Source organism: Pseudomonas taeanensis MS-3, assembly GCF_000498575.2.
Taxonomy (GTDB): domain Bacteria; phylum Pseudomonadota; class Gammaproteobacteria; order Pseudomonadales; family Pseudomonadaceae; genus Aquipseudomonas; species Aquipseudomonas taeanensis.
Genome location: NZ_AWSQ01000001.1, coordinates 581,093 through 598,259 on the forward strand (window position 1 = coordinate 581,093; position 17,167 = coordinate 598,259).

Annotated in this window: 17 protein-coding genes; 4 read left to right on the forward strand and 13 right to left on the reverse strand. The window is 62.7% G+C overall.

Features of this window, described 5'->3' with window-relative positions; genetic code table 11:
• Nucleotides 1-50: 50 nt before the first annotated feature.
• The 10 genes from TMS3_RS02465 to prlC all read right to left on the reverse strand — a co-directional run bounded on the left by TMS3_RS02465 (nucleotide 51) and on the right by prlC (nucleotide 11,390).
• A complete protein-coding gene (locus TMS3_RS02465) occupies nucleotides 51-1,523 on the reverse strand; it encodes a mannitol dehydrogenase family protein (RefSeq protein WP_025163660.1) in 1,473 nt (490 codons plus the stop codon).
• 32 nt (nucleotides 1,524-1,555) lie between these two features.
• On the reverse strand, nucleotides 1,556-2,659 hold the full coding sequence (locus tag TMS3_RS02470; protein ID WP_025163661.1) for an ABC transporter ATP-binding protein: 1,104 nt from the start codon (nucleotides 2,657-2,659) through the stop codon (nucleotides 1,556-1,558).
• Nucleotides 2,660-2,674: 15 nt separating this feature from the next.
• Nucleotides 2,675-3,508, reverse strand: a complete 834-nt coding sequence (locus tag TMS3_RS02475; protein WP_025163662.1) for a carbohydrate ABC transporter permease — start codon at nucleotides 3,506-3,508, stop codon at nucleotides 2,675-2,677.
• Between the two features lie 13 nt (nucleotides 3,509-3,521).
• Entirely contained in the window at nucleotides 3,522-4,451 is a 930-nt protein-coding gene (locus TMS3_RS02480) for a carbohydrate ABC transporter permease (RefSeq protein ID WP_025163663.1), read from the reverse strand.
• A 92-nt stretch (nucleotides 4,452-4,543) separates the two neighbouring features.
• Complete coding sequence (locus tag TMS3_RS02485; protein WP_025163664.1) at nucleotides 4,544-5,854, reverse strand: ABC transporter substrate-binding protein; 1,311 nt, start codon at nucleotides 5,852-5,854, stop codon at nucleotides 4,544-4,546.
• 213 nt (nucleotides 5,855-6,067) lie between these two features.
• Nucleotides 6,068-6,973, reverse strand: a complete 906-nt coding sequence (locus tag TMS3_RS02490; RefSeq protein ID WP_025163665.1) for an AraC family transcriptional regulator — start codon at nucleotides 6,971-6,973, stop codon at nucleotides 6,068-6,070.
• A gap of 207 nt (nucleotides 6,974-7,180) precedes the next feature.
• A complete protein-coding gene (locus TMS3_RS02495; RefSeq protein ID WP_025163666.1) occupies nucleotides 7,181-8,239 on the reverse strand; it encodes a PA0069 family radical SAM protein in 1,059 nt (352 codons plus the stop codon).
• Between the two features lie 142 nt (nucleotides 8,240-8,381).
• Nucleotides 8,382-8,879 carry a VOC family protein gene (locus tag TMS3_RS02500; RefSeq protein WP_025163667.1) on the reverse strand — a complete coding sequence of 166 codons (498 nt, stop codon included), beginning with the start codon at nucleotides 8,877-8,879 and terminating at the stop codon, nucleotides 8,382-8,384.
• A gap of 169 nt (nucleotides 8,880-9,048) precedes the next feature.
• Nucleotides 9,049-9,330 (reverse strand): YheV family putative zinc ribbon protein, encoded by a 282-nt coding sequence (locus TMS3_RS02505; RefSeq protein ID WP_025163668.1) that lies wholly within the window; start codon nucleotides 9,328-9,330, stop codon nucleotides 9,049-9,051.
• Nucleotides 9,327-11,390, reverse strand: a complete 2,064-nt coding sequence (gene prlC / locus TMS3_RS02510; protein WP_025163669.1) for an oligopeptidase A — start codon at nucleotides 11,388-11,390, stop codon at nucleotides 9,327-9,329. The genes TMS3_RS02505 and prlC overlap by 4 nt, the downstream gene beginning before the upstream one ends.
• 282 nt (nucleotides 11,391-11,672) lie before the next feature.
• Between prlC and TMS3_RS02515 the strand changes: the two genes are divergently transcribed.
• Nucleotides 11,673-12,218 carry a gamma carbonic anhydrase family protein gene (locus TMS3_RS02515; RefSeq protein ID WP_025163670.1) on the forward strand — a complete coding sequence of 182 codons (546 nt, stop codon included), beginning with the start codon at nucleotides 11,673-11,675 and terminating at the stop codon, nucleotides 12,216-12,218.
• Between the two features lie 189 nt (nucleotides 12,219-12,407).
• Entirely contained in the window at nucleotides 12,408-13,055 is a 648-nt protein-coding gene (locus TMS3_RS02520; RefSeq protein WP_025163671.1) for an HAD family hydrolase, read from the forward strand.
• Nucleotides 13,056-13,338: 283 nt separating this feature from the next.
• Here TMS3_RS02520 and TMS3_RS02525 read toward each other — a convergent pair whose 3' ends face one another.
• Nucleotides 13,339-13,569, reverse strand: a complete 231-nt coding sequence (locus TMS3_RS02525; RefSeq protein ID WP_025163672.1) for a DUF1161 domain-containing protein — start codon at nucleotides 13,567-13,569, stop codon at nucleotides 13,339-13,341.
• Between the two features lie 62 nt (nucleotides 13,570-13,631).
• On the reverse strand, nucleotides 13,632-14,696 hold the full coding sequence (locus TMS3_RS02530; RefSeq protein WP_043301802.1) for an aminopeptidase: 1,065 nt from the start codon (nucleotides 14,694-14,696) through the stop codon (nucleotides 13,632-13,634).
• A 98-nt stretch (nucleotides 14,697-14,794) separates the two neighbouring features.
• Here TMS3_RS02530 and TMS3_RS02535 point away from each other — a divergent pair, with 98 nt between their 5' ends.
• Complete coding sequence (locus TMS3_RS02535; protein WP_025163674.1) at nucleotides 14,795-15,217, forward strand: PA0061/PA0062 family lipoprotein; 423 nt, start codon at nucleotides 14,795-14,797, stop codon at nucleotides 15,215-15,217.
• 144 nt (nucleotides 15,218-15,361) lie between these two features.
• A complete protein-coding gene (locus tag TMS3_RS02540; RefSeq protein ID WP_025163675.1) occupies nucleotides 15,362-16,672 on the forward strand; it encodes a cation:proton antiporter in 1,311 nt (436 codons plus the stop codon).
• On the opposite strand, the gene TMS3_RS02545 is transcribed toward TMS3_RS02540, so the two are convergent.
• Nucleotides 16,673-17,098, reverse strand: coding sequence for an OsmC family protein (locus TMS3_RS02545; protein WP_025163676.1), 426 nt, complete (start codon nucleotides 17,096-17,098; stop codon nucleotides 16,673-16,675). It lies immediately after the preceding gene.
• Between the last annotated feature and the right edge of the window lie 69 nt (nucleotides 17,099-17,167).

Sequence of the window (17,167 nt, forward strand, 5' to 3'; positions counted from 1 at the left end):
TGCACTTTCAGTTGTTCGAGCAGGCTGGACATATGGGGGCTCCTGGTGGCTTAACCGAGCAGGGTTTGCAGGGTGGCGCTCACGCCCTGGCTGCGCAGGCTGTCAAGGTTGCGCTGGAAGGCCGCAACGAACGCCGCCGACTGCGGGATCGCCGTGCCGAAGATCGCTTCGGCCCCCAGCAGCTTGACGCTGATCTGCTCACGCTCGGCGACCAGCGCCTGGCAATAGTCTGCACGCGGATCGACGATGTTGAAGCGCTCACCACGCTCATCGACGCCTTCGAGGTACAGCGCCCAGGCCGCTATCACCAGCGCGACCCGCTCCAGCGGGCGACCGTCGGCGATCAGCCGGTTGAGGGTCGGCACGATGAACTTGGGCAGCTTCGACGAACCATCGGAGCAGATCCGCTCCAGTTGATCGGCGATGGCCTGGTTGGAGAAACGCTCGATCAGCGTGTCCTTGTACACATCCAGGTCGATACCCGGCACCGGCGCCAGTTGCGGGGTGACATCCAGGTCCATGAAGGTCCGCACGAAACGCCGTAGCAACGGATCGTTCATGGTCTCGTGCGCGAAGCGATAACCCTTGAGAAAGCCCAGGTAAGTCAGCGCCAGATGGCTGCCGTTGAGCAGCTTGATCTTCATCTCTTCGTAGGGCGTGACGTCGTCGGTGAACTGCACCCCGACCTTTTCCCAGGCCGGCCGACCGTTGACGAACTTGTCCTCCAGCACCCACTGCACGAAGGGCTCGCAGACCACCGGCCAGGCGTCCTCGATGCCGTGGCGCTCGGCCAGTTGCTGGCGGTGCGCGTCACTGGTCATGGGGGTGATGCGGTCGACCATGGCATTGGGGAAACTGACGTTGGCCTCGATCCAGGCCGCCAATTCGGGGTCGGCCAGGCGAGCGAAGCTGAGCAGCGCCTTGCGCGTCACCGCACCGTTGTGCGGCAGGTTATCGCAGGACATCAGGGTGAAGGCCGGGGTGCCGGCGGCGCGGCGCTTGGCCAAGGCCGTGCAGAGAAAGCCGAAGACGCTGCGCGGGGCCTCGGGATGGGCCAGGTCGTGCTGAATGTCGGGCAGCTCGGCGAGAAACTCGCCGCTGCTGTCGTCCATGCAGTAGCCGCCTTCGGTGATGGTCAGCGAGACGATGCGAATCGCCGGATCAGCCAGTTTGTCGATCAGCGCCTGCGGCGAATCCTCGGCCAGCAGCATGCCACTGATGGCGCCAACCACTTGCACCGCGTTGCGCGCGTCGTCACCCAGCTCGACCAGGGTGTAGAGGTAGTCCTGCCCGGCCAGAGCATCGCGCATGGCGCGATCGGCACCGCGCAAGCCGACGCCACAGATGCTCCAGTCGAGGGCTTCGCCCTGGTTCATCAGGGCCTCGGTATAGAACGCCTCATGGGCGCGGTGGAAGCCGCCGACACCGATGTGGGCGATGCCCTGCTGGGTCGTGTCGGCACGGTAGGCGGGCAGCGCGATAGGCGCCGCCAGCTGTTCGAGATGCTGGCGATTGAGTTTCATCTGAGCTTCCTAAGCGGGTCTGACGGGCGGCCTCAGGCCGCCTGCTGGAGTCGTTTGGCAATGGCCTGGCCATCGGCATCGAAGAGGTGGCAATGCGCCGGATCGAACGCCAGTTCCAGGGTTTCGCCAGCGCGCGGGGCGAAATCACCACGCACCCGAATGGTCAGCATCTCCTTGGAGGCCGTGCGCACGTGACAGTAGGTGTCACTGCCCAGACGCTCACTGACATCGGCGATGACCCGCAGCTGGCCTTGGCCGGCCGGCACTATGTTGAAGTGCTCGGGACGCACACCCAGGGTCACCGGGCTGCCCGCGGCGAGGCCGCCAGCGGCCAACGGCAGGCTCAGTTGCGCGCCGCACTCCAGCTTCACCTCGCAGGCGGCGCCGTCGGCCTTGCCGGCCTGACCACGCAGGAAGCCCATCTTCGGTGTGCCGAGGAACCCGGCGACGAACAGGTTGGCCGGCTGGTGATAGAGTTCCATCGGCGAGCCGACCTGCTCGACACGTCCGCCGTTGAGCACCACCACCTTGTCGGCCAGGGTCATGGCTTCGACCTGGTCGTGGGTCACGTAGATCATGGTCGCCTGCAGCTCCTGGTGCAGGCGCGCCAGCTCCAGTCGGGTCTGCACGCGCAGGGCGGCGTCGAGGTTGGACAGCGGCTCGTCGAACAGGAAGATCTTCGGGTTGCGCACGATGGCGCGGCCGATGGCCACGCGCTGGCGCTGACCGCCGGAAAGCTGCTTGGGCTTGCGCTCGAGCAGCGGCTCCAGTTCGAGGATGCGCGCGGCGTTCTGCACCTTTTCCTTGACCTCACTCTTGGCCACACCGGCCAGGTCGAGGGCGAAGGACAGGTTCTTGCCCACGGTCATGTGCGGGTACAGGGCGTAGGTCTGGAACACCATGGCCAGGTCGCGCTTGGCCGGGGCCATGTCGGTGATGTCCTTGCCATCCAGTTCGATGGTGCCGCTGGTGACTTCCTCGAGCCCGGCGATCAGCCGCAGCAGGGTGGACTTGCCGCAGCCGGACGGACCGACGAACACGACGAACTCGCGGTCGCGTACGTCCAGGTCGATGCCCTTGATGATGGCGGTGCCGTCGAAGCCTTTTTTCAGGTTACGAATCTTCAAATCTGCCATGGGAAAATCCTCTTGTTACTTGACTGCGCCGAAGGACAGGCCGCGTACGAGTTGTTTTTGGCTGATCCAGCCGAAGATCAGGATGGGCGCACAAGCCAGGGTCGAAACCGCCGAGAGCTTGGCCCAGAACAGGCCTTCTGGACTGGAGTAGGAAGCGACCAGCGCGGTGAGCGGGGCGGCGGCCGAGGAGGTCAGGTTGAGCGACCAGAACGCCTCGTTCCAGCACAGGATCAACGACAGCAACATGGTCGAGGCCAGGCCGCCGCGGGCGATCGGCAGCAGCACGCGGCCGATTTCCTGCAGGGTGGTGGCGCCGTCCAGGCGTGCGGCTTCGAGGATGTCGACGGGGATGTCCTTGAAGTAGGTGTAAATCATCCAGACCACGATCGGCAGGTTGATCAGGGTGTAGATGACGATCAGCGCGATGCGTGAATCGAGCAGGCCCAGGCTCTGGCAGATCAGGTAGATCGGCATCAGCACGCCCACCGGTGGCAGCATCTTGGTCGACAGCATCCACAGCAGCGTGCGCTTGGTGTGGCGGCTCTCGAAGAACGCCATGGAGTAGGCCGCCGGCACCGCGATGAGCATGCACAGCAGGGTCGCCACGGAGGAAATCAGCAGCGAATTCCAGGCGAAGCTGAAGTAATCACTGCGCTCATTGATCAGCAGGTAGTTCTCCAGCGTCGGCATGAAGAAAAATTGCGGCGGCGTGGCGAACGCATCGATCTCGGTCTTGAAGCTGGTGAGGATCATCCACAGGATCGGGAAGAAAATCAGCGCGGCGATAGCCCAGGATGAAGTGCCGACCAGCACACTCTGCAGGCGACGGGATTGTTTAAGCGTGAGCATGATCAAAGCCTCATTACTGGTTGGTGAGGTTCTTGCCGATCATCCGGATCAGCACGATCGCCGCGAGGTTGGCGATGACCACTGCGATCAAGCCGCCAGCGGATGCCATGCCGACGTCGAACTGCAGCAGCGCATGGTTGTAGATCAGGTAGGCCAGGTTGGTGGACTCGAAACCGGGGCCGCCGCTGGTGGTGGTGAAGATTTCGGCGAACACCGAGAGCAGGAAGATCGTCTCGATCATCACCACCACGGCGATCGGCCGGGCCAGGTGCGGCAGGGTCAGGTGCCAGAAGATCGCAATGGGCCCGGCACCATCGAGGCGCGCGGCCTCCTTCTGATCCTGATCCAGCGACTGCATGGCGGTCATCAGGATCAGGATGGCGAACGGCAGCCACTGCCAGGACACGATGAAGATGATCGACAGCAACGGATGCTGCGCCAGCCAGTCCACCGGTTGCGCGCCGAAGAACTTCCAGATGGCGGCGAGGATTCCGGAGACCGGATGGAAGATCAGGTTCTTCCACACCAGCGCACTGACCGTCGGCATGATGAAGAAGGGCGAAATCAGCAGCACCCGCACGATGCCCCGGCCCCAGAACTCACAGGCTTCCAGCAACGCGGCGATCAGCACGCCGAACACCACGCTGATCAGCAGTACGCTGCCGACCAGGGCCAGGGTATTGAGCGCACCCGGCATGAAACCAGCGTCGGTGAGGAAGTATTCGAAGTTCTCCAGACCGACGAACTGGTTCTCACCGGGGTACAACAGGTTGTAACGAATCAGCGAGAAATAGATGGTCATGCCCAGGGGGATGATCATCCATAGCAGCAGCAGGGCCACTGAAGGGCTGACCAGAAACCAGCCAGGCTTGAGCGAGCGGCGCTTACCGCCGGCAGCCGCGGGCGCACTTTTCAGGTGCGTGTCGAGGGTCGAAGTAGTCATGGCGACTCCGTGTTGATTCGGCAAGAACAGACGGTCGGACACCGGCATTCAGGGCTGTATGCGCGGTGCCTGGACGGCCTATGGGAGGTGGGCTACTTCGGATAGCCCGCGCGTTTCATCTCACGCGCTGTGGACTGCTGGGCCGCCATGAGCGCCTGGTCGACCGACATGTGGCCGGTGAGCGCTGCGGTGAACTGCATGCCGACCTGGGTACCGATGGCCTGGAACTCAGGAATGGTGACCAACTGAATACCGACATAGGGCACCGGCTTGAGCGTCGGATTCGCCGGGTCGGCCTGCTTCAAGGATTCCAGGGTGACCTTGGCGAACGGCGCGGCGGCCATGTAGGCATCGCTATAGGTCGAGGCGCGGGTGCCCGGTGGCACGTTGGCCACGCCATCGGTCTCGGCGACCAGCTTGGCGTACTCCTGGGAAGTGGCCCAGGCGCTGAAGAGCTTGGCCGCGGCCTTGGACTTGGAGCTGGTGGGAATCCCCAGCGCCCAGGAATACAACCAGGCCGAACCCTTGTCGGTGACCTGCTGCGGCGCATGGCTGAAGCCAACCTGGTCGGCAATCTTGCTCTGGCTGCTGTCGGTGACGAAGGAGCCCGCCACGCTGGCATCCACCCACAGCGCACACTTGCCGCTGTTGAACAGCGCCAGGTTCTCGTTGAAGCCGTTGCTGGAGGCGCCCGGCGGGCCGTAATGCTTCATGGTGTCGACGTAGAAGTTCAGCGCCTGCTTCCACTCGCTGCCAGTGAATTCGGGCTGCCATTGCTCGTCGAACCAGCGCGCACCGTAAGCGTTGGCCACGGTACTGATCAGCGCCATGTTCTCGCCCCAGCCGGCCTTGCCACGCAGGCAGATACCGTATTGCTCCTGCTCCGGCTTGTGCAGCTTGGCGGCGAACTCGCCCATCTGCTCCCACGTCGGATAGTCGGGCATGTTCAGCCCCGCCTGCTCGAACAGGTCGGTGCGGTAGTAGGTGATCGAGCTTTCGGCGTAGAACGGCAGGGCGTACAGCTTGCCCTTGACCGACAGGCCTTCGCGTACGGAGGGGAAGACATCATCGAGCGCATAGTCGGCCGGCAGGTCGGTCATTGGCTCAAGCCAGCCTTTCTCGCCCCACAACGAGGCCTCGTACATGCCGATGGTCAGCACGTCGAACTGGCCGCCCTTGGTGGCGATATCGGTGGTCAGGCGCTGGCGCAGGACATTCTCTTCGAGCACCACCCACTTCAGGTTGATCTGCGGGTTCTGCTCTTCGAAGGTTTTCGAGAGCCGCTGCATGCGGATCATGTCGCTGTTGTTGACCGTGGCGATGGTCAGGTTTTCGGCGGCGTAGGCGAACGCCGACAGGGACAGGCAGGAAACAGTAACTAAGGCTTTAGCTGAATGGTTCATTGTTTTGAACTCCTCTCCTGCGTCGCTACAGCGACCGGAGATCGATATTGTTTTTGTATTAGTCGACCTGCATTACACCCCCAGAGTCAGCCTCGAACAAATCCTTGGCTGCACCTAAACAGATACGTTTTTGCACTGAACAATCAGCGCGAAATCCAGAAACCCTGCTGCAGCTCAATAAAATCAGGCAAGCCCAGCAAGCTCACCGACAAATCAGTACAGGTTTTGCTCGGTCAACCGCTGCGCCACCTGCTTGCGGTAGTCGGATGGCGTCATACCCTTGAGCGCATGGAAGCGTCGGTTGAAGTTGGAAATATTGCTGAAGCCGGACTCGAAACAGATCTCGGTCACTGGCATGTCGCTCTTGCTCAGCAGCTCGCAGGATTTGCTCACCCGCAGGCGATTGACGAACTCGACGAAGCCGCGCCCGGTGGCGTGCTTGAAGAAGCGCGAGAAGTAGGTCGGGGTCATGCCCAGATACTCCGCTACCTCTTCCTGGCTCAGGTCCTGAGCATAGCGTTGGAAGATGTAGTCCACCGCGCGGTTGATGCGGTCGACATGCAGCTCATCAGCCGGTTGCGTGGGGAGCCGGCCGGAGAGCAGTTGGTAGTCCTCGCTGGCGGCCAGCAGCTCAAGGAGGATGAAGAAGTGGCCGAGGCGGGTGGCGCCTTGGGAGTCGGCGATCTTCTGCAGCAGCTGCCGCGCCTCGCGGATGCAGCGCGGATCGCGGAACTCGATGCCGAACTGCGCCCGCGCCAGCAACGGTGCCAGGCTTTTCAGCTCGTCGAACACCGCGATGCCGCGGTCCAGTACCTTGTCGGTGAAATTGACCAGCATGTCGCGCTCGGCGAAATCCTCGCCCTCGGCGGCCTGGCTGATCCAGTTGTGCGGCAGGTTAGGCCCGGTGAGGAACAGGCTGTCCGGGGAAAAGTTGCCGATGTAATCGCCGATGAATACCTTGCCGGAACTGGCGACGATCAGGTGCAGCTCGTACTCCTTGTGGAAATGCCAACGTACCAGCGGGCAGGGAAAGCCATGCTGACGATAGATCAGCGAGTGGCCTTCGTGATCATCCATCAACTCGAAGGAGGGGTCGGGTACACGGACTGTACGGGTCATGGTTCGCGGTCAATTTTTGGTGGCTCATGCTGCGCAGCAGAACGCGCCTGCGCTGGCTCGGAGCTCGCGGCGGAACACTGCATCCTGGCCAAGCCGGGCGACGGTGGATGGCAAGGCCTGCGTGCAGTGAAGTTTGTCAGCCTCAAGTATTAATTTAAGCACATCCAACACAGGCAGGGCAGGCACGTGTCGAATGCTCCGCTGCGCTTATAACAAGGCCAGCTGCCCACCCGGCGGGCAGAAGCGCGAGCAGTCCAGGTTGAAGCTCTCGCGACGATTGAGCCCCAGACGCTTGAGCGCCACCGTGAAACGCTGCGCCAACAGCTGGGCGAATGCGCCTTCACCGCGCATGCGTGAGCCAAACCGGCTGTCGTACAGCTCACCGCCGCGGCTCTGGCGGATCAGGCTGAGCACATGCTCGGCGCGTTGCGGGTAATGCGCCTGCAGCCATTCCTCGAACAACGGCGCCACCTCGCGCGGCAGCCGCAGGAACATGTAGGCAGCGCTCTGCGCCCCGGCGTTCTTCGCCTCGGCCAGCAGATGTTCCAGCTCGCTGTCGTTGATCATCGGAATCATCGGCGCACAGAGCACGCCCACCGGAATGCGCTTGTCGCGCAGCACCCGGATCGCCCGCAAACGCGCCGCCGGCGCCGCCGCGCGCGGCTCCATGATGCGTTTCAGTTCATCGTCGAGAGTGGTCAGGCTGATCATCACCGCGACCAGACGCTGTTCGGCCAACTGGCTGAGCAGGTCGAGGTCGCGCAGGATCAGCGAACCCTTGGTGACGATGGTCACCGGATGGCGGTAGTCGAGCAGCACCTTGAGGCTGTTGCGGGTCAGTTGCTGCTGACGCTCGATCGGCTGGTAAGGGTCAGTGTTTGAGCCCAGGTTGATCGGCGCGCAGACGTAACCGGGCTTGGACAGCTGCTGTTCGAGCAGCGCCACGGCGTTGGTCTTGGCGATCAGCTTGGTCTCGAAATCGATGCCCGGCGACATGTCCCAGTAGGCATGACTGGGCCGTGCGTAACAATAAATACAGCCGTGCTCGCAGCCGCGATAGGGGTTGATCGAACGGTCGAAGGGCAGGTCCGGCGATTGGTTGCGAGTGATGATGGTCTTGGCTGTTTCCGCGCGCACCTCGGTGGCGCGACTCGGCGGCACCTCGTCAAACCAGCCATCGTCAGTGGCGATGATGCGGGTCGGCGCGAAGCGGTTATGCGGGTTGCTGGCAGTACCGCGACCACGTGGCGGCAGGGAAACGGACATGGCGAGTCCTCGATTAAATACTGTATATAGATACAGTATTTAATCGCTATCACCAAGTGCCTGTCGTCGCTGCCCTCCATGCAGATCCGAGGCACGAGGTGAACCAAGCTCCCTAGTCTGGATTAGCGCCCGCCGCGTGCGGTTAGCCGGCATATGCCTGTTGCAGCGTGGCGATGTCGAGCTTGCGCATCTGTAGCAGCGCCGTCATGACCCGTTGCGACTTGCTCGGGTCGGGGTCACTGAGCAGCTCCGGCAACACGCTGGGCACGATCTGCCAGGACAGGCCATAGCGATCCTTGAGCCAGCCGCACTGTTGCGCAGCCGGATCGCCGCCCGCACAAAGTGCTTCCCAGTAGTGATCCACTTCGTCCTGAGTCTGGCAATTGACCTGCAGCGAGATGGCCTCGTTGAAGCGGAACGCCGGTCCGCCGTTGAGTGCGGTAAAGGCCTGGCCATCCAGTTCGAAGGCCACGGCCATCACCGTGCCCGGCGCCTTGCCGTGGAGCTCGCGTCCCGCTTCGCCGTAGCGCGAGAGGCTGACGATCCGCGAATTGGCAAAGATGGACAGGTACAACGCGACGGCCTGTTCGGCCTGGTCATCGAACCACAGGCAGGGGTTGATTCTTTGTATGCGCGACATGGCAGCTCTCCTCGGCTGGAGGCACGGTCGATAATGACCGTGACTACCTGCTAGTCGATTACCCAGGGGCAAAATCGACACGCTGAACCAGACCGTGGCCTGGGCGCAACCCGGGAAACGCTCCCCCGGATTACGCTGGTGCTTATCCAGGCTACGAGACCGGGCGGGTTTACTCCGTCGGCTTCTTCAGTTTCGGATTGGGGAAGAACTGCACCGCCTGCACCTTGGTGTCGGCGGGTTTGGCCGGCGCGGCGCTGACCCGTGTGCCCAGCTCCTTGGGCACCGACTGCCCCTGGGCATTGAGGGTGTCGACATAGCCGCAGCCCACGCACTCGCGGTGCGGCACGCCGTCTTCGTCCCACATCTTGATGCTGTCCATGGCGCTGCACGCCGGGCACACGGCGCCGGCGATAAAGCGTTTCTTGCTCACGTTGACGGGTGCATCGCTCATGCTGCCTCCTGACTCAGGCCGAGGTGGCGGAGCAAGGCGTCGATGCGCGGCTCACGACCACGGAAGTCGACGAACAGCTGCATCGGTTCCTGCGAGCCGCCACGGGCGAGGATCGCCTCGCGGAAGGCGCGGCCGGTCTCGCTGTTGAACACGCCCTCTTTCTCGAACCGGGAGAAGGCATCGGCGGACAGCACCTCGGCCCACTTGTAACTGTAGTAACCGGCCGCGTAACCGCCGGCGAAGATGTGCGCGAAGCTGTTGGGAAAGCGGTTGTAGGCCGGCGGTCGCAGCACCGAAACCTCGTCGCGAATACCTTCGAGCACCTCAAGCACGCTGCGACCGTCGCCGTGGGTGGCGTGCAGCTCGAAGTCGAACAGCGAGAACTCCAACTGGCGCACCATCATCAGCCCGGACTGGAAGTTCTTCGCCGCCAGCATCTTGTCCAGCAGGTCCTGGGGCAGCGGCTCACCGCTCTCATAGTGAGCGGAGATCAGCGCCAGGCCTTCCGGCTCCCAGCACCAGTTCTCCATGAACTGGCTCGGCAGCTCGACCGCATCCCAGGCCACGCCGTTGATCCCCGAAGCGCCGGCATGTTCGACGCGGGTCAGCAGGTGGTGCAGGCCGTGGCCGAATTCGTGGAACAGGGTGGTGACTTCGTCGTGGGTCAGCAGCGCTGGCTTACCGTTCACCGCCGCAGTAGCGACTGGCGGAGTGAAGTTGCACACCAGGTTGGCCACCGGGCTGATCAGCTCGCCCGAGGCGGCGCGGCGCTTGTCGCGGGCGCCGTCCATCCAGGCACCGCCACGCTTGTTGGCGCGGGCGTAGAGGTCGAAGAAGAAGCGGCCGACCGGCGCGCCATTCTCGCTGATCTGGAACAGGCGCACGTCCGGGTGCCAGGCGTCGAAGCCGCTGAGCTCCTCGATCTGGATACCGTAGAGCTTCTCGACGATGGCGAACAGGCCGCTCAATACCTTGTCGATCGGGAAGTAGGCGCGGAGGATTTCCTGGGAGATGCTGTAGCGCTGCTCGCGCAACTTCTCGCCGTAGTAACCGACGTCCCAGCTCTGCAGATCGGCGCAGCCCTGCTCGGCGGCGAAGGCTTGCAGCTCCTGCAAGTCCTGAACGGCGAAGGGTTTGCTGCGCTGCGCCAGGTCGCGCAGGAAGTGCAGCACCTGGTCCGGGGTTTCGGCCATCTTGGTCGCCAGGCTCAGATCGGCGTAGCTGGCAAAACCGAGCAGCTTGGCCAGTTCCTGGCGCAGGCCGAGAATCTCCTCCATCACCGGGCCGTTGTCGTGCTGGCCGGCGTTCGGCCCTTGATCAGAGGCGCGGGTACAGTAGGCGGCGTACAGCTCTTCGCGCAGGGCGCGGTCGTCGGCGTAGGTCATCACCGCGAAGTAGCTGGGGAACTCCAGGCTGATCAGCCAGCCGTCGAGGTCCTTGGCCTTGGCTGCCTGGGCCATCTGCGCCTTGGCCGAGTCGGTCAGGCCGGCCAGCGCCGCTTCATCGGTGACGTGCTTGGTCCAGGCCTGGGTGGCATCCAGCAGCTGGTTGGAGAAGCGGCTGGCCAGCTCGGACAGCTTCATCTGGATGGCGCCATAGCGCTGCTGCTCGGCCTCAGGCAGATCGATGCCGGACAGATGAAAGTCGCGCAGGGCGTGTTCCAGGATGGTCGTCTGCGCCACCTCGAACGAGGTCGCATCGGGACTTCTGGCCAGCGCGTCATAGGCCTGGTACAGCGCACGGTTCTGCCCCAGTTCGGTCCAGTACTCGGACAGCTTGGGCAGGCAAGCCTCGTAGGCGGCGCGCAGTTCGGCGTTGTTGCACACCGCATTCAGGTGGCTGACCGGTCCCCAGGCACGGCCGAGGCGCTCATGCAACTCATCGAGCACTAGCACCAGACCATCCCAGCTCGGTGTGCCAGACTGTTTACTCAAGAGTTCGCCGATCGCTGCGCGGTTATCGGCGAGAATCGCATCCACCGCCGGCTCGACATGCTCGGGCCGGATAGCTGAATACGGTGGCAGGTCGAAGGAGTGCAGCAGGGGGTTATTGGCAGTCAAGACAGGGCACCTGTATCGAAATGGGTTGCATGCTGTGACCCCCCAGCGGAGCAAAAGGCTCCAAGCAGGCCTGGTGAAAACTACTGCGCTCGGTCATGCAGCGTTAAAAACAGCTTCGAAATGCTCATTTACAGCTCGTAAACTGCGCTTTCTCAGCTGTTTTCGCCTTGCCTGACCTTTGCTCGCTACGCTTTCACTGGGCCTGCAAGACCAGGATGTCAGCGGATATGCCCGCTATCTTAATTACAATCAGCGCTTACCGCAGCTTAAGAGGTTTCTATCGTGTCGATACGCAGTTACCAACAGTTCACTCCGCTACTCGGCGAGCGGGTGTTTGTCGATGCTTCCGCCGTGGTCCTCGGCGATGTGGAAATCGGCGATGACAGCTCGGTCTGGCCGCTGGTAGTGATCCGCGGCGACATGCATAGCATCCGCATCGGCGAGCGTTCCAGCGTGCAGGATGGCAGCGTGCTGCACATCACCCATGCCGGGCCCTTCAACCCCGGCGGCTATCCGCTGAATATCGGCGACGATGTGACCATCGGCCACAAGGTCACCCTGCACGGCTGCAACGTCGGCAACCGGGTGCTGATCGGCATGGGCAGCATCGTCATGGACGGCGTGGTAATCGAGGACGAAGTGGTGCTCGGCGCCGGCAGCCTGGTACCGCCGGGCAAGCGCCTGGAGAGCGGCTATTTGTACGTCGGCAGCCCAGCCAAGCAGGCTCGTCCGTTGAGCGAGAAGGAGCGCAGCTACTTCAGCTACAGCGCCGCCAACTACGTACGCCTGAAGGACCAGCATTTGATGGAAGGCTACTCGTCCAACTGAGCCGAGGCAGACCAGCCGACTAGTGGGCTGTACGGCTAGTTGGTTAACTCAAGTTCGGATGACTGAGGTTCCGAGACCAGGCGCTGCGACGAGTCATAGCAGGCTATGGCGAGGTGCGGCAACGCAGTATCGGGGCCTCAGACGCCGAAATTGACTGATTGAACTTGCCACACAGGCCACCAGGTATCCATGCACTACCAGAACATCCTCTTCGACCTCGACGGCACCCTCACCGACCCGCGCGAAGGCATCACCCGCTCGGTGCAGTTCGCCCTGAGCCGGCTGGGCATCGACGAGCCTGATCTGCGGGCGCTGGAGCACTTCATCGGCCCGCCGTTGCTGCAGTGTTTCATGCACAGCTATGAGTTGGACGAAGCCACTGCCTGGCAGGCGGTAGCGCATTATCGCGAACGCTTCGCCGAAGTCGGCCTGTACGAAAACCGCGTGTTCGCAGGAGTCGACCCACTGCTGCAATTGCTCCAGGCCCAGGATCGCCGCCTGTATATCGCCACCAGCAAACCGACGCTGTTTGCCGAGCAAATTGCCCGGCATTTCGACTTTGCCCGGCACTTCGAAGTGGTCTACGGCAGCGAGCTGGATGGCACACGCACCGACAAGGTCGAGTTGATTCGCCACCTGCTCGAGCAGGAAGGCCTGAGCGCGGCAGACTGCCTGATGATCGGCGACCGCAAACACGACCTGATCGGCGCCCGGCGCAACGGTGTGGATGCGGCGGCGGTGGGCTATGGCTTCGGCAGCGCCGAAGAGTTGCGGGCCGAGGCGCCGACCTACCACTTCCAGACACTGGCAGAACTGCACCGGGCGTTTATGACCTAGGCCGCCGGCACGCTGTAGGTGGCCTAGTCCGGGAAATATCTATGGCCTCACACAGTTGAGCCGGACTGACGACCTTCGCGGTCAAGACCGCTCCCACTACCCCTGCGCTGCCAGCTCAGGCCCCTAGTGGCCTGTGTGGCTGGTTCAATTAGTCAATTTCGGCGCCTGATGCCCCGATACTGCGTTGCCACTCCTCGCCATAGCTCGCTATGGCTCGTCGCAGCGCCTTGTCTCGGAACCTCAGTCATCCGAACTTGAGTTAACCAACTAACCGTACAAGCCACTAGCCGTTTTTCTGGTAGATGATCTTCTTGCTGCCGCCATCGCAACTGCCGACCACCAGGTTCTCGTCATGCACTTCGTCGTTGGGCACAATCTCCAGGGTGTAGCTGACCACGCCGGCGGCCTGGATCTTCACTTCGATCTCCTGCTTCAGCTCCTCGCAGGGTTTCGGCGCCGCCAATGCCGCGCCACTCAGCAGACCCAACAGCAACAGCACGCTCCATCTGTTCATTGCACACCGCCTGTGTTTTGCGAGACTCGTAGGTGTTGGACTGGTCAAGCCTGGGGCAAGTTCTAGCCGGCATCCTGCAAGGCTTGCAGCGCCTCGGTTCGCGCCTCGATCGGCAGCGCGCCCAGGGTCGCCACGCGCCGGTAGAACAGCGGCCAATCACCCTGTACCTGGACGAACAGGGCGGCGAACGCCGGTACCCACTGATCGTAAAGGCCGAACGGCAGCAGCTTGGCGTTGTTCAGCGGCGCCTCGATCCAGGCATCGTAGCGCCCGCTGCCGCCCCACTGGCGATCGCGTAGCGTTCGGTAGTCGGCGCGCAGGCGCTCGAACTCGGCCTGCTTGGCGGCGCGCATGACCGGCACCGGCAGCTCGCTGGCATACAGCCGCTCCAGTCGGGCTCGGCTGGCCAGGACCAGCGCGGTGAACTGCTCGCGTTGCTCGCTGCCGTGCAGGTCTGCGGGCGCCAAACCACGGGCCGCACGCCACTGACGCGAACCTTCGCGTTCGACGAAGGTGGCGAAGGACTCATTGAAGGCGGTGTCGTCGCTGACATACAGCTGCTGATGGGCCAGCTCATGAAAGATCACTGCAATCAGCCGCTCATCGCTCCAACGCAACATGGTGTTGAGGATCGGATCGTCGAACCAGCCCAGGGTCGAATAGGCTTCGACGCCGCCCAGGTAGGTATCGAAGCCGCGCTGTTTGAGCAACGCCGCAGCCCCGCGAGCGCGACTCTGCTGGTAATAGCCGCGGTAGGCCACGCATCCGGCGATGGGGAAACAGTGCAGTTCGGGCTTGAGGGAGAACTCGGGCGTGGCGAACAGGTTCCACAGCACATAAGGCCGTTGCACATCGGCATACAGGCGGTAACTGCGGTTATCCGGCAGGCCCAGGGCAGCGCTGGCGAAACTGCGCGCCTGCTGAGCCAGGGCCAGACGTTGGCGCAGCTGCGGCGAAACCTGCGGGTCATCGAGCAGGCGGTTGATCGGTTGCCGCGCCTGCAGCAATTGCAGCTGACCACGCGCCAGGTGGCCGTAGTAGTCGAGCGTGCCGCAGCCGCCCAGCAGCAGCGCCGCCAATAGCGGAACCCAGCGCCAGCGCACTGAGTCGATAGGAAAGAACGTCATGCTATGCGTCATGCCGGCCACGCTAGCGCATTGTGCGCACTGCCTCCAGCACCGGATCGGCGTAAGCTGAACTCAACTGCTAGCTTTCGGAGACCGCCATGTACCGCTTAAGCCTGCTTGCCAGCCTAGTATTACTCAACGCTTGCGCCTCGCCGGTGCCGCCGCACGATCCAGGACACGCCTGGGTCGAGCTATCCACCACCGCCAGCGATTTGCTGATGGCCGACCGACTCGATGGCAACCGCCTCAACGATGGCCGTTACTTCCAGGTACCGCCCGGCTCCCATGAACTGCTGGCGCGCTTCCAGTTCGAAGTACCGGGCGGGGGCGGCGGCAATATCATGTCGTCCGAACCCGAGCAACGCACCTGCGAGATCCGCGTGCGCTATGCCGATTTCGCCGCCGGTCAACGTTACCGCCTGGAAGCCCGACCGCTGGTGAGCAAAGCCCAGGCCTGGCTGTATGACGACCAGCGCAATGTACTGGCGCGCGGCCGGGTACTGCGCTGCGGCACCTTCTGAGTGCAACAACGCACACAAATGGGCGTCGGACTTGAACGCGAGGCCCGCCCGCAACGCGGATAAGCACAGTGCGGCCACGCTGAATGGCTCTGAGCAAAGCAGGCTATCGTTGTCAGCCAGGGACCTGTAAGGCGACTTAAACCTATGAGCTTTTTGCACTGGATGGCGGTGCTTGGCAGCTTGCTGCTGATCCTGACCCTGGCATCGGCCTATTTACGCTGGCTGCCCGTCACCACCTCGACGGTTTACTTGGTCTTTGGCCTGGCGATCGGTCCGCTGGGACTGGGCTTGTGGCAGGTCGACTTCCTGCACATCGCCAGCTGGATGGAGCACCTGACCGAAGTGGTGGTGCTGGTTTCATTGTTCATCGGCGGCATGAAGCTGCGCCTGGCCTTTCGTCATTCGGCCTGGTTCAGTGCCTACCTGCTGGCCGGACCGGTGATGCTGGCCTGCATCCTCGGCGTCACGCTGGTGTGCCATTACGGGCTGCAACTGAGCTTAGGCACATCGCTGCTGATCGGCGCCCTACTGGCGCCGACCGACCCGGTACTGGCGAGCCTGGTGCAGGTCAGTCATGCGCGGGATTACGACCGGGTACGCTACGGTTTGTCCGGTGAGGCGGGCTTCAACGATGGCGTGGCGTTCCCTTTCGTGATCTTTGCCTTGTTGTTTATCGAACAGGGCGAAAGCACCAGTGGCTGGCTGCTCGACTGGACCGTGCTGCGTCTGCTGTGGGCGGTGCCGGCCGGCCTGCTGATCGGTTTTTACCTGGGTCGAAGCGTAGGTCGGCTGGCAATTTACCTGCGCACCCGGCATGCCGATGCGGCCGTATCACCCAACGACTTTCTCGCCCTGGCGTTGATTGCGCTGTCCTACTTTATCGCCGAGAGTCTCGGCGCCTGGGGCTTTCTCTCGGCGTTTGCCGCCGGGGTCGGCCTGCGTCACGCTGAGGTCGCCGCGTCCGGGCGCTCAGCGACACCGGCCGAAGAGGTGGTGCCGACGTTGCCCCGCAGCAGCCTGGAAGACGGTCATGCCCCCGCCGGGGTGTTGATCAAGGACATCCTCTCCTTCGGGCATATTCTGGAGCGCATCCTCGAGGTGTTGCTGGTGACCATCCTCGGTGCGCTGCTGGCGCTGCACTGGGACTGGCGTGCGGTGCCGCTGGGTCTGGCGCTGTTCGCTGTGATACGTCCGTTGAGCGTCTGGCTACTGGTGCGCGTCAAGACGGTCAGCACCCAGCAACGACACCTGCTGGGCTGGTTTGGCATTCGTGGGATCGGCAGTCTGTACTACCTGAGCTATGCCCTGAACCATGGGCTGGCGCAAGGCGCCGTGGATGACAGCATCAATCTCACCCTGTCGGTGGTGGCGATGAGCATCGTGCTGCACGGTCTGACCACGCAGCCGTTACTGGATCGCTACGAACGTCAGCAATCCAGCAGCGACACTCCGTGATCAGCTGTCGAGCACGGAATCCAGGGTAATCTTGGCATTCAGCACCTTGGACACCGGACAACCTTTCTTCGCGGTTTCCACCGCCTTGTCGAAGGCCTCACGGTTGGCACCGGGGATTTTCGCCCGCAGCGACAGGTGCACGGCGCTGATGACAAAGCCGCCGTCGACCGTGTCCAGAGTGACCTCGGCCTTGGTCTCGATACTCTCGGCGGTCATGCCGCAGTCACCCAGCTCCTTGGACAGCGCCATGGAAAAACAGCCGGCATGGGCCGCGCCGATCAGCTCCTCTGGATTGGTCCCCGGCTGATTCTCGAAGCGTGAGTTAAAGCCATAAGGGTTGTTCGACAACGCCCCGCTCTGGGTAGAAATCGTGCCTTTGCCGTCCTTGATACCGCCTTGCCAATGTGCCGATGCAGTCTTCTTCATCTGGATTCTCCATTTCATAAGGGCCACAGAGATCAGAGGGGTTTACCCCGCACAAGTTCGCCGCGATTT

Bases quoted from the DNA above. Each gene is read 5' to 3' on its own strand.
- TMS3_RS02465 (WP_025163660.1), bottom strand. From the start codon at position 1,523: ATGAAACTCAATCGCCAGCATCTCGAACAGCTGGCGGCGCCTATCGCG.
- TMS3_RS02470 (WP_025163661.1), bottom strand. From the start codon at position 2,659: ATGGCAGATTTGAAGATTCGTAACCTGAAAAAAGGCTTCGACGGCACC.
- TMS3_RS02475 (WP_025163662.1), bottom strand. From the start codon at position 3,508: ATGCTCACGCTTAAACAATCCCGTCGCCTGCAGAGTGTGCTGGTCGGC.
- TMS3_RS02480 (WP_025163663.1), bottom strand. From the start codon at position 4,451: ATGACTACTTCGACCCTCGACACGCACCTGAAAAGTGCGCCCGCGGCT.
- TMS3_RS02485 (WP_025163664.1), bottom strand. From the start codon at position 5,854: ATGAACCATTCAGCTAAAGCCTTAGTTACTGTTTCCTGCCTGTCCCTG.
- TMS3_RS02490 (WP_025163665.1), bottom strand. From the start codon at position 6,973: ATGACCCGTACAGTCCGTGTACCCGACCCCTCCTTCGAGTTGATGGAT.
- TMS3_RS02495 (WP_025163666.1), bottom strand. From the start codon at position 8,239: ATGTCCGTTTCCCTGCCGCCACGTGGTCGCGGTACTGCCAGCAACCCG.
- TMS3_RS02500 (WP_025163667.1), bottom strand. From the start codon at position 8,879: ATGTCGCGCATACAAAGAATCAACCCCTGCCTGTGGTTCGATGACCAG.
- TMS3_RS02505 (WP_025163668.1), bottom strand. From the start codon at position 9,330: ATGAGCGATGCACCCGTCAACGTGAGCAAGAAACGCTTTATCGCCGGC.
- TMS3_RS02520 (WP_025163671.1), top strand. From the start codon at position 12,408: ATGCACTACCAGAACATCCTCTTCGACCTCGACGGCACCCTCACCGAC.
- TMS3_RS02525 (WP_025163672.1), bottom strand. From the start codon at position 13,569: ATGAACAGATGGAGCGTGCTGTTGCTGTTGGGTCTGCTGAGTGGCGCG.
- TMS3_RS02530 (WP_043301802.1), bottom strand. From the start codon at position 14,696: ATGACGTTCTTTCCTATCGACTCAGTGCGCTGGCGCTGGGTTCCGCTA.
- TMS3_RS02535 (WP_025163674.1), top strand. From the start codon at position 14,795: ATGTACCGCTTAAGCCTGCTTGCCAGCCTAGTATTACTCAACGCTTGC.
- TMS3_RS02540 (WP_025163675.1), top strand. From the start codon at position 15,362: ATGAGCTTTTTGCACTGGATGGCGGTGCTTGGCAGCTTGCTGCTGATC.
- TMS3_RS02545 (WP_025163676.1), bottom strand. From the start codon at position 17,098: ATGAAGAAGACTGCATCGGCACATTGGCAAGGCGGTATCAAGGACGGC.